11 protein-coding genes are annotated in these 11470 nt (G+C 40.7%); 5 read left to right on the top strand and 6 right to left on the bottom strand.

All coding sequences use genetic code 11. The features are described 5' to 3' along the window. The 6 genes from Q1A70_RS11795 to Q1A70_RS11770 all read right to left on the bottom strand — a co-directional run. A partial coding sequence (locus Q1A70_RS11795; protein WP_299691162.1) for a polysaccharide deacetylase family protein occupies positions 1-421 on the bottom strand: 421 nt, incomplete at its 3' end. Positions 422-488: 67 nt separating this feature from the next. After that, the gene (gene ugpC, locus Q1A70_RS11790) at positions 489-1613 is read right to left on the bottom strand and encodes a sn-glycerol-3-phosphate ABC transporter ATP-binding protein UgpC (protein WP_299691165.1); all 1125 of its coding nucleotides are present in this window, start codon (positions 1611-1613) and stop codon (positions 489-491) included. A gap of 162 nt (positions 1614-1775) precedes the next feature. Further along, on the bottom strand, positions 1776-2258 hold the full coding sequence (locus Q1A70_RS11785; protein WP_299691168.1) for a glycosidase: 483 nt from the start codon (positions 2256-2258) through the stop codon (positions 1776-1778). Between the two features lie 17 nt (positions 2259-2275). Continuing rightward, on the bottom strand, positions 2276-2689 hold the full coding sequence (locus Q1A70_RS11780; protein WP_299691171.1) for a hypothetical protein: 414 nt from the start codon (positions 2687-2689) through the stop codon (positions 2276-2278). Between the two features lie 19 nt (positions 2690-2708). After that, on the bottom strand, positions 2709-3713 hold the full coding sequence (locus Q1A70_RS11775) for a UDP-3-O-(3-hydroxymyristoyl)glucosamine N-acyltransferase (RefSeq protein ID WP_299691174.1): 1005 nt from the start codon (positions 3711-3713) through the stop codon (positions 2709-2711). A gap of 29 nt (positions 3714-3742) precedes the next feature. Next, on the bottom strand, positions 3743-4801 hold the full coding sequence (locus tag Q1A70_RS11770) for a porin (RefSeq protein ID WP_299691177.1): 1059 nt from the start codon (positions 4799-4801) through the stop codon (positions 3743-3745). Between the two features lie 393 nt (positions 4802-5194). Here Q1A70_RS11770 and Q1A70_RS11765 point away from each other — a divergent pair, with 393 nt between their 5' ends. The 5 genes from Q1A70_RS11765 to Q1A70_RS11745 all read left to right on the top strand — a co-directional run bounded on the left by Q1A70_RS11765 (position 5195) and on the right by Q1A70_RS11745 (position 11311). After that, the gene (locus Q1A70_RS11765; protein ID WP_299691180.1) at positions 5195-6421 is read left to right on the top strand and encodes a maltose ABC transporter substrate-binding protein; all 1227 of its coding nucleotides are present in this window, start codon (positions 5195-5197) and stop codon (positions 6419-6421) included. 20 nt (positions 6422-6441) lie between these two features. Next, entirely contained in the window at positions 6442-7725 is a 1284-nt protein-coding gene (locus Q1A70_RS11760) for a sugar ABC transporter permease (protein WP_299691238.1), read from the top strand. Between the two features lie 3 nt (positions 7726-7728). Then, entirely contained in the window at positions 7729-8562 is an 834-nt protein-coding gene (locus tag Q1A70_RS11755; RefSeq protein WP_299691184.1) for a sugar ABC transporter permease, read from the top strand. A 59-nt stretch (positions 8563-8621) separates the two neighbouring features. Continuing rightward, a complete protein-coding gene (locus Q1A70_RS11750; protein WP_299691187.1) occupies positions 8622-10391 on the top strand; it encodes a glycoside hydrolase family 13 protein in 1770 nt (589 codons plus the stop codon). A gap of 86 nt (positions 10392-10477) precedes the next feature. After that, on the top strand, positions 10478-11311 hold the full coding sequence (locus Q1A70_RS11745) for an alpha/beta hydrolase-fold protein (RefSeq protein ID WP_299691190.1): 834 nt from the start codon (positions 10478-10480) through the stop codon (positions 11309-11311). Positions 11312-11470 lie beyond the last annotated feature (159 nt).

Below are 11470 nucleotides of genomic sequence, written 5' to 3'. Positions count from 1 at the left end.
TCACCACCGTTCTAATCACCATAAAAGAATAGATCACAGGACTTGGAAAAGGTTCAACTGATTTAAGCAACAACGCCGAACCAAATGGGTAGCAAAAACCTTTTATCTCACGATGAAAGACTGTCTCTAATTGGGCTTTATTTTGAGCCACTTCGTGATGAACTTCTTCATAGGATAAAGAAGAAAGGAAAGGGTGCGTCAGTGAGTGGTTAGCAACATCAAAATCTTTATATAAGTCATAGAGTTCACTTCGCTTCAAACTAACAATATCTACTTCTTCAAACTGACCGACCACTTCTCTATCTTCACCATTTTTACCAATACATAGGTTGAAGGTTGCTGTGGCGTTATACTTTTTCAAGATTTCAATCAGTCGGATATCCGATACCACACCATCATCCCAACATTGTAATACTTTCATATTCATTCCTTCTCCAATGAAAAAGCCAGCGTTCAAGTGAACGCTGGCTTAGGGATTTATCACATACTTATTTTAGAGAAATGTTTTTCTCTTCTTTACCGTCGAAAATGTGGCAGAAGCTGGTATCAAGGTTGAAGTAATAAGTATTACCAATATCTGATGTTGAGATCTCAGAACCTGATACACGAGCAATAACTAGGTTTCCACCTACACGGAAGTGTAAATATTTCTCGTTCCCCATGTTTTCAACTACAGCAAGTTTGCCTTCAATAGCATTTAAATCATCCTTGCTTGATGCTATAGAGATATGTTCCGGACGAATACCAAAGAATACTTTTGTGTTGATATGCTCAGCCAGTTGAGTTGTTTTTTCTGTTGGGATGACAGCTCTTGAACCAGGTGCCAGTTCAACAAAATAATGGCCATCTTCCTCACGAAGGGCGGTATTAACTAAGTTCATGGCAGGAGAACCAATGAAGCCAGCAACAAACTTGTTGGCTGGGAAGTTATACAGGTTAGTAGGGGTGTCTACCTGCATTATTTCCCCCTTATTTAATACACAAATTCGGTCACCTAGCGTTAATGCTTCTGTCTGATCATGGGTTACATAGATCATAGTCGCTGGGTTGCCTTCTTCTTTTAATGCTTGATGCAGTTGGGCTATTTTTACACGCATTGATACGCGCAGTTTTGCATCAAGGTTTGATAAGGGCTCATCGAAAAGGAATACATCTGGTTTACGAACAATGGCACGACCTACCGCGACACGTTGACGTTGGCCACCAGACATCTCTTTAGGCTTACGGTCGAGAAGATCTGTGATTTCTAGCTTCTCCGCAGCTTCTTCAACACGAGCTTTGATTTCTTCTTTCGACTTGCCCTGCATTTTCAGGCCAAACCCCATGTTATCGAAAACAGTTTTGTGTGGGTAAAGTGCGTAATTTTGGAACACCATCGCAATGCCCCGTTCTTTTGGAGGAAGATCATTAACGACTTTATCACCGATACAAATCTCGCCACCAGAAATAGCTTCTAGACCCGCAACCATGCGAAGTGTGGTCGATTTAGCACAACCTGATGGTCCAACAAATACCATGAATTCACCTTCATGGATGTCAAGATCGATGCCGTGGACTGCTTTGAAGCCGTTTTCGTATTCTTTTTCTACTTTGCGTAGGCTAACCGTTGCCATGTTGAACTCCACATTTTGGTATTAGGGTGGTCCTGAACAATTGACAGCATAGGACCAAAATTTGTTTAAGGAAAAATACTTATCTATTTGTTTAGATAAGTACTTTTTAAAAAGAGGAGGCAGCCTCCTCTTTTGAGTTGTATGTGGCTATTATGTACTAAACTAATTAGAACACTTTGCAATCACCACACTCTCTGGTGATTTGTCGCCAGCGAACTTAGCACTCCATACATATTGACCATCTGCTGGAATATCAACGATGGTGTCTTTCATGAAGCCGCCTTTTTTAAGCTCTTTTAGCTCGCCAACTGCTAGATTTCTACCAGAAGCCGTAAATTGCGGCTTCCAATTAAGAGTGGCAATCTGCAGGTTCACAGTACCAGCTTTTTCACTCGTTACGACTTGGTAAATACCGTCGCCTTTGTAAGACATTGCACGTTCAGGGGTATGCATCCATTCCGCTTGGTCAAATGTGCCTACAACGTACAGTGATGGGCGAATAGGACCACGATCACCTTCAACAGTTGGTAAATCACAGCTGACCATTGGCCCAGTTGCCATAGTGGTTGGTTGGCTGTCTAATGTACTTGCACATCCAGCAAATAATAGAGTAGAGCAAAGTGCAGTTAAAATTTTAGCTTTCATAATTTGTTCCGTTAATTTTAGATTGTAAGGTTTTCTTCTGTTTCACGGTCGTAAATATGGCCGAAGTAAGTATCAAAGTTCAGTTTAAATAACTGTCCGATACTGTGTTCATTAATGTTTTTTTCAGAGCGGCAGATAACTTTATTATTTCCAATGCTGAATTCTTGGTATTGGCTTCCATTTTTATCATGGAAAGCGACAAGTTGAGCATCGATTACATTAAACATTTCATCGTTATCCGCGATACTGACAAACTCAGGACGAATACCAAAGATAATATCTGAGTCAATATAGTGACTGAGTTTATTTTGATGCTCAGGTGGAATATGTAAGCTAGTCTCTTCATCTAGGGTGAGCATTACATTTTCGTTCCACTTACCAAGCTTTGCATGAATTAAATTAGAAACGTTTACGTTAAAAGCTTCCATCATCGGTCACTCTATTTATTAATCATTTGTTAAAGATGCGTTGAAATAAAGACTTATTTACAGCATGCTCTTTATCTACTTTATTTGAACGCTCTTTTGTTAGTGAGTTTAGTACCGCTAAATTTTTAAAGTAAGATTTTGAATCTTTAGCCGGGTAACCAAATAAATCGCTATTGGCAGGGAAAGAACGGCTTACCCCTGATTTAGCTTTTATGATTGAATTATCGCCAATCGATAAATTGCCAGCTGTACCCACTTGTCCTTGAGCAATCACACCATTTCCGAAAATAGTATGACCAGCTAAACCAACTTGAGAGACGATTAGGCAGCTTCTTCCTAATTGGCAATCATGTCCAATTTGCACTTGGTTATCGATTTTTGTACCCGCACCAATAATGGTGTCACCTAAGGTTCCGCGGTCAATCGTGTTGTTGCAACCTAGCTCTGCATAGTCTTCTATGACAACTCGGCCGACACTTTCTACGCGCTCATAGCGAGAGCTTTTACCTGCCATATATTCAAAGCTGAAGTTACCAATGGAGTTGTTCGAATCAATTATTACGTTGTTACCAATGACTGTTCCTTCTTTAATAACGGTGTTGGCATTAATCGCCACATTGTTACCAATAGTCACGCCATTCATAATTTTCACACCAGGACCCAAGTGGCAGTTTTCGCCAATTGAGCAAAATTTTCCAATGTAGACATCTGCCTTTAGTGAAGTGTTCTCTTGATCAAACAGTTGGTACTTATGTACGCGGTAGTAACGAAGTAAATCATTGAGTTTATCTACGTCTAGCTTGTTTAGAATGAGCTTAGTTTTAGATCGAGCTAATCGAATTGCCTCTGGTCCGATAATTACACTAGCGTTTGTTTTAGAAAGTTTTTTTTCATCTTTCTTTGAAAGAACAATTGCAGCACACTCTTCAGTAGCTTGCGCCACAGAACTAATGCGAGAGATAGGTGCTGAAAGGTCTCCTTCAACAGTCCCACCTAAGATTTGAGCAACTTCAGAAACGGTTAACATAATTCTATTAACTCCAAACTTAAACGATATTAAAAACGGTATAGTGCTTGAAGGTAGACTTTATGACCAATGGTTTCTTTGTCTTCATCCCAAGCATGGAAGTTGTTATGAGTATTTTCGTCTTTCGTGTATTCGTACTCAGCTTTTACCAACCAATCATCGCCAACTTCCTGTTCATAACCGACTGTTCCTTTCAATATGTCAGTGTAGTATTCCGCGCCATCATTTTTATTGATTGTTTCATTCTCACCAAAACGAGCTCGTAGGAATAAAGTACCAGCGTCTTCAAAGCTGTATGTTACGAGTGGTTCGTAGTAGAACTCAGTGAACTTAGAGTCACCCCAGCTCGTTTCGGTGTCTTTTGTTTGGTAGAACAATTCAACGCCAAGTTCCCAGTTTCCAGTACGGTAGTAAGGTTTGAACAGATAACTGTACGCTAGGTCGTCTTGCTTATACTCACCCCAAGTACCGCCAGCTTCTTGATCTATCTTACTTTTTAGCAGTTCTACGTGAGAGTAAAAGCCCATGCCGTATTTCGGGTTGTAGTAAGTCAGAGGAATATGGAATGTATGTTCAGTTATCGTCTTATCTACATCAAATGCACCATTGCCGTTAACAACGCCAACTTGGTAATCAACACCGTAGAACGCACCCGTGGTAAAACCGTTACCTAAAGAGATTGCTTTTTGTGCAGTTAATATGTGCACCCAAGTAGAGGAGGTTTCAGCACCAGTTTGGTTACCGCTTGAATCAAATAAGCGCTTTACGAGATCTTGTGTTTTCAGATCATAGGTAAATGCCATGTTTGACATTTTATGGTGGTAGTAAAGCTTACCGATATACGCTGTTTTTATCGTTTCTTTATCTCTACGACCACCTTCGTAATCCGTGACTTTATCTTCAAATTCGAACGCAGTACCCACTGTACCGTGTGCTGAGAAGAAGCTATCAAACGTTAGCTCATTTTGTTGATCTTCGCTTTGAGTTCTAAATATTCTCTCCAAATCTTCTGTATTACGATTTGCGTATGCATAGTTTGATGCAACCACTGCATTTGCAATAAGAATTGAAAGCAATTTCTTATTCATGGTCGGGCCTTAATTTTTATTTTATGTAGGGTAGATAGGTAGTAGTCCGAGATGAACCACTCTTTCTGATGGCGATTATTTGGTAACTTTTTTTGTTTGTCTTGTCAGTTAGCTATTTAATGTGAGCTTGGTCATGTTTGTTATTTATTGGTGTGATTTGAATCACTTAATTTTAAGTGTTTGTCTGATTTTTAATTTCGGCTCCCTTTAATTTATGATGTCGTTGTGATTTTGATTAATTACATAAGTAGTTGTTTTTTATCGATGTTTATTTTATTTAATGACGAGAGTCACAAAATTAATCTATTTGTAGCTATGAAAGTTGACTAAAATTTATAATAAATTAGCATCTAGTAGTACATCGTGAACTACCCAATTAACTGTGGTGAACTAATGAAAAATAAAATTATAAAAACAGCTGTGCTTTCTACACTTGTAGCTGCTTCATTTACTAACGCTGAGGAGATAAAACCCGAGGCGGGTGCAGAGCTGGTGATATGGACGGATACACAAACGTTGGAATATATGGAATACGCTTCAAGTGAATTCAATAAAGACCTAGGTTATAACGTTGATTTTAAACTTCGTGGCCTTTCACCAATGGATAGCGCAAGCCGTCTAATTCAAGATGGCGGTACAACACGCGTTGCTGATGTGGCTGAAATTGAACATGACACGCTGGGGACGCTTGTCGTTGCAGGTGGTGTTATGGAAAACCTAGTTAATGCAGAACGTGTAAACAGTGAGTTTCTTCAAAGTGCTCAAGCTGCCTCTTATTTTCAAGGCTTAACGTACGGCTTCCCAGTCAGCATCGCGACTACGGCATTGTTCTATAACAAGGATCTTCTTCCACAAGAACCTAAAACGTTTGAAGAGTTAATGAAGTTTGCTGAAACCTTTAATGACAAACAACAAAACAAATACGGTTTTGTTTGGGATATCCAGAACTACTATGAATCACGTATGTTCCTAGCGTTATACGGTGGATACGAATTTGGTAAAAATGGTACTGATGCGAGAGACATCGGTATCGCAAGTCCAGAGGCACAAAAAGGCTTAGCTGCTTTAAAAGATGTACAACGCGCACAAGGTTTTAACCCATTTGATATGCGTAATCCGCAAGTTCGCCGCGGCTTGTTCGCAGAAGGTAAAGTCGCAGCAATTGTTGATGGTCCATGGGCGGTAGAGCAGCATGTTAACGCAGGGATCAATCTGGGCGTTGTGCCAATGCCAACGTACGATGGTCAACAACCACGTACTTTTTCTACAGTTCGTTTAGCGGTAGTGTCTGCATACACGGAATACCCAATGGCTGCGCAGCTATTTGCTGAGTACTTAACCACGGACAAAATGCTAACCAAGCGTTTTGAGATGACACAGCTTATCCCGCCCGCACAGGTTGTATTAGATAAAGTATCCAAAGTGGCTTCTCCGGAATCTCAAGCCATTATCAAGCAAGTTACCTTCTCTGATGCAATGCCTTCAATTCCAGAAATGGGTTTTATTTGGTCTCCAATGGCGAGTGCGATTACAGCATTAGTGGTCAATGATAAAGAACCAGAAGAGGTGACGGAACAAGCTATGTCTATCATTCAAGAACAGATCGCTTTACAAGAATAAGGACAGGATTAATGTCTACTATGGTTAAGACAGAACCAGGCGTGGTCACTAAGTTACCCGCCTCCATGGTAATAATGGGTACAACTCAGTTTATGAAGGGGCATCACCTCAAAGGTATACTCTTCTTAACTATTCAGTTGTTATTCATTGTGTATGCGATGGATATTGCAGCGTCACTTAAAGGATTGGTGACACTTGGTGATGTAGCTCAAACAAGGAACGGCTTTAAAGTTGTTCAGGGCGATCACTCTATCTCAATGTTGATTGAAGGCATCACTTCGGCACTGTTTACGTTTTTGTTTGTGCTGGTTTATGGTGCAAATGTAAAAGATGCACGCAACGTTAAGCCAATCAAACTAGGCTTTAAACAGCAAGTTAAGGCATTTTACGATGATAACTTCGCGTTCTTAGCGTTATCACCAGCTGCTTTGATGGGGCTAGGTTTCATCCTAATGCCAATTCTAATAACGGTGATGGTCTCTTTTACTAACTATTCTGCACCGCATCATATACCGCCACGCAACTTGGTTGACTGGGTGGGGTTTAAAAACTTCTTCGCATTGTTCGAGATGAAGATTTGGTCGCAAACTTTTGTTGGTATTGGCTTATGGACGATCACTTGGGCCATTTGTGCAACGGTTTTGACTTGTGGCTTTGGTTTCCTTCTTGCGCTCGCGTTGTCCAATAAGAGCATTAAAGGTAAACGCGTATTCCGTTTGATTTTCATTTTGCCATACGCAATCCCAGCTTTTGTTACTTTGCTTATCTTTCGTTTACTCCTCAATGGTATTGGGCCGGTAAATAACACGCTGAATTCTTGGGGTTTTGATTCTATAGCATTTTTGTCTGACCCGATAACAGCAAAAATCACGGTAATTCTAGTGAGTGTTTGGGCAAGTGCTCCTTACTTTATGTTATTGATTTCCGGCGCATTAACTAATATCCCAGAAGACCTTTATGAAGCAAGTGAAGTGGATGGTGCAAGCAAGTTCCAGCAATTCCGTGAAATCACATTGCCAATGGTACTTCATCAAGTTGCTCCATCACTGGTTATGACATTCGCGCACAACTTCAACAACTTTGGTGCGGTATATCTTCTTACAGAAGGTGGACCAATTAACCCTGAATATCGTTATGCAGGCCATACCGACATTCTTATTACTTGGATTTACCAGTTAACTCTTAACTTCCAGCAATACCATATTGCTTCAGTAGTTTCGATTGTGATCTTCCTATTCCTATCGGTGATTGCTATCTGGCAATTCCGTCGAATGAAGTCTTTCAAAGACGATGTAGGTATGTAAAAGATGAATAAACTTCTTAGACAAGCTGGAACAGCGCTGGTTTACCTGTTCCTTATTGCTAATGCAATATTGGTATTATCACCGGTTATTTGGACAGTTATCGCGTCATTCAAACCTGGTAGTAACTTATTTAGTTCATCGTTTGAGGGTTTCCAGTTCACGCTTGACCACTACAAAGCGTTGTTCACTGATACCCCATATTTCATGTGGTACAAAAATACACTGCTTTTAGCAACGGCAAACATGGTCATTTCGTTATTTGTAGTGACATTAACGGCGTTTATTTTTTCTCGTTACCGTTTTAAGGGTAAGAAAAACGTGCTTATGAGCGTATTGGTTATTCAAATGTTCCCGGCGTTCTTATCTATGACAGCAATTTATGTGTTGTTATCGAAGTTAAACTTGATTGATACCTATACAGGTCTGCTTTTGGTATACGTGGCGGGTACTTTACCGTTCCAAACTTGGTTGGTTAAAGGTTTCTTTGATGCGATTCCAACATCGCTAGATGAGGCAGCAAAGATTGATGGTGCAGGTCACTTAACGATCTTCTTTGACATTATTTTACCTTTAGCAAAACCGATATTGGTATTTATTGCATTGATGACATTTACAGCACCATGGATGGATTTCATTCTTCCAACATTGATTCTACGTAGTGAAGAGAAGATGACGATTGCCATCGGTATCTTTAGCTGGATTTCGTCAAATTCGGCAGAGAACTACACACTATTCGCAGCTGGCTCATTGCTTGTGGCAATTCCTATCACGCTACTGTTCGTGGTTACACAGAAACACATTACAACCGGTTTAGTAAGCGGCGCTGTAAAAGAATAAAACCCAGTGCGGGGCTTTGTCCCTGTACCTAGGTACTAATTAGCTAGGATACAAATTTTATGATTACAAAAAGCTCTATTACGCATACGCCGAAGAGCGCGGATGCTTACGCCTATAATAATGAAACACTGCACATTCGACTACGCACCGGTAAGGGTGAAGTAGAGAAAGTATCTCTTTGGATTGGTGACCCTTACCGTTGGGCTGAAGGTGGTTTAGACGGTGGTAACTTAGGCGGGAGTGAAGCTCACGGCTGGATTGGCGGCAACGACGTGACCATGACCAAGGAAGGCGAAACAGAATACCACGACCACTGGTTTGCTGAATTCACGCCACCTAAACGTCGTAGTCGTTACGGCTTTATCCTTGAAGGTAAAGATGGCGAAAAATTGCTATCTGGTGAAAAGCGCATTGTGGAAATTTCAGACGAAAGAACGGCTGAGATTGAATTAAGTAATCTAAGTAACTTCTTTTGTTTCCCATACATTAATCCACGCGACGTACTAAAAACGCCGAAATGGGTAGAAGATACGATTTGGTACCATATTTTCCCAGAACGCTTTGCTAACGGCCGTTCAGACATTTCACCTGAAGGCGTAATGCCTTGGGGAACAGAGCCTACTTCAGATAATTTCATGGGTGGTGATCTATGGGGTGTTATTGAAAAACTGGATTACTTACAAAATCTTGGTGTTAACGGTTTATATCTTTGTCCAATTTTTACGGCTAATGCAAACCATAAGTACGACACGGTAGATTACTACAATGTAGATCCTCATTTTGGTGGCAATGACGCATTTAAAGCGCTAGTTAAAGAAGCTCATAATCGCGGCATGAAAGTGATGTTGGATGCTGTATTTAATCACATAGGAGATCAATCTCCTTTATGGTTAGATGTCGTTGAAAAAGGGGCAGATTCAAAATACGCAGATTGGTTTTGGATCCACAAGTTCCCAGTTTATCCAGACACACCAGAAGATGAGTGGGACTACCAAAACTTCAACTACGAGACATTTGGTAATGTGATTCAAATGCCAAAGCTCAACACAGAAAATGAAGATTGCCGTGCTTATTTATTGGATGTGGCTCGTCACTGGGTAGAAGAATTTGATATTGATGGTTGGCGTTTAGATGTTGCGAACGAAGTGGACCACGAATTCTGGCGTGATTTCCGTAAAGTTGTGAAAGGTATTAAGCCAGATTGCTACATTCTCGGTGAAATATGGCATGAGGGTATGGCGTGGCTTCGAGGGGAGCAATACGACTCACTGATGAATTACCCAATGACTCAGGCTATGACAGATTTCTTCGCGCAGGATCTTTCTGATAAGCATGGCTTTATGAGTGACGTAAGCCGCTCTTACATGTCTTACCCACACAATGTTAATGAAGCAATGTTTAACCTACTTGATAGCCATGATACGTCTCGAATCCTGAGCTTGTGCGGTGGTAATAAAGACAAAGCGAAACTGGCTTTCGTATTTATGTTCACTCAGGTTGGTGCTCCTTGTATCTACTATGGTGACGAAGTTGGTATGGACGGTGCTCGCAGCATGGGTACTGAGGGCAACCGTAAGTGCATGGAATGGGATGAAAGTAAGCAAGATCTAGAATTCCGAAGCTTTGTTCAATCTTTGATTAAACTGCGTCGCTCTAGCCCTGACTTCAACCAACCAAGTATTGAATGGATTCATGTTGAAGACGAGCATTGTATTGCTTATCGCCGTGGCTCTATGGTGTTTGTTCTTAATAACTCAAATGAAAGCAAGGAGTTAGTTGTTGAAGGGCAAATCGTCTCATTAGGTGCTTTTGACCACCATATCATTTAATCACTTTTCCTCTCTAGTTGAAGTCTTTAGACAAAGGCTAGAGAGGAAGAGCCACGAAGAACAACGTTTATATCCGGTGATAAATCATGAAAAACAGCCAGCTAGATAATAGCCGTTACCAAATTATTGAAGACTTCGACATGCCTCAGTTGGGGCGTAAAAGAACTATCCGTATTTATCTGCCTAAGAACTATCACAATGGTAGCCGTTCATATCCTGTTATATACATGCATGACGGCCAGAACTTGTTTGAGTCATCTCTGAGTTTTGGTGGAGATTCATGGGAAGTACCAACGAGTGTCGACCAATTTTTTGCTGACGATGAAGGGGCTATCGTAGTTGGTATTGAAAATGGCGCGGAGTTTGAAGGTTTGTGCCGCATGTATGAGTATTCGCCTTGGAAAATGGATCCTGACTTTGTACTCCCTGATTGGCCTGAATCGGTTTACCAAAGTGGCGGCGAAGGGCAGCAATACATCGACTTCATTACCGGTTCTTTAAAGCCTTATATTGATGACAACTATCGCACACTTACTGACCGAGATCATACCGCGATAGCAGGCAGCTCAATGGGCGGTTTTATTAGCCTTTATGGCGTGCTTCAACGTCCTGATGTTTTTTCTCTAGCTGGCGTTTTTTCACCTGCTTTTTGGTTCAATGCGCCCGAAATGTTCAATTTTGTTGAAAGTAAACAGTTACACAACCCAGTTAAAATTTATATGGATATGGGAACGCAAGAGAGTAGTGGATGTGGTGTTGATTTTGAAAAAATATACTTAGACGGCTCAAATAAAATGAGTGAACTATTAAAAAATAAAGCCAATGTGACGCTTCAATATCAGGTTGATGAAGGCGGGCTACATACAGAATCAGCTTGGGCGAAGCGTTACCCCCAAATGTTAAGCTATTTGTTTAACTAGTGTATTTCCTCGCTTGTGAACTCGTTAACAGTGTTCTCGAACATGAGAGTTGACCCCGTTAATGTGAGTCATGATGGCGTAGCATACGAGTTAGTGGACTTGAATTCCTGTTTATAACTTAAGCAAATAGTTCAACCATTTGTTAACGGTATCAAAATT

The organism is uncultured Vibrio sp., assembly GCF_947488985.1.
Taxonomy (GTDB): domain Bacteria; phylum Pseudomonadota; class Gammaproteobacteria; order Enterobacterales; family Vibrionaceae; genus Vibrio.
The sequence above is the reverse complement of the archived record's forward strand: the minus strand, read 5'-3'. Positions and strand labels throughout refer to the sequence as shown.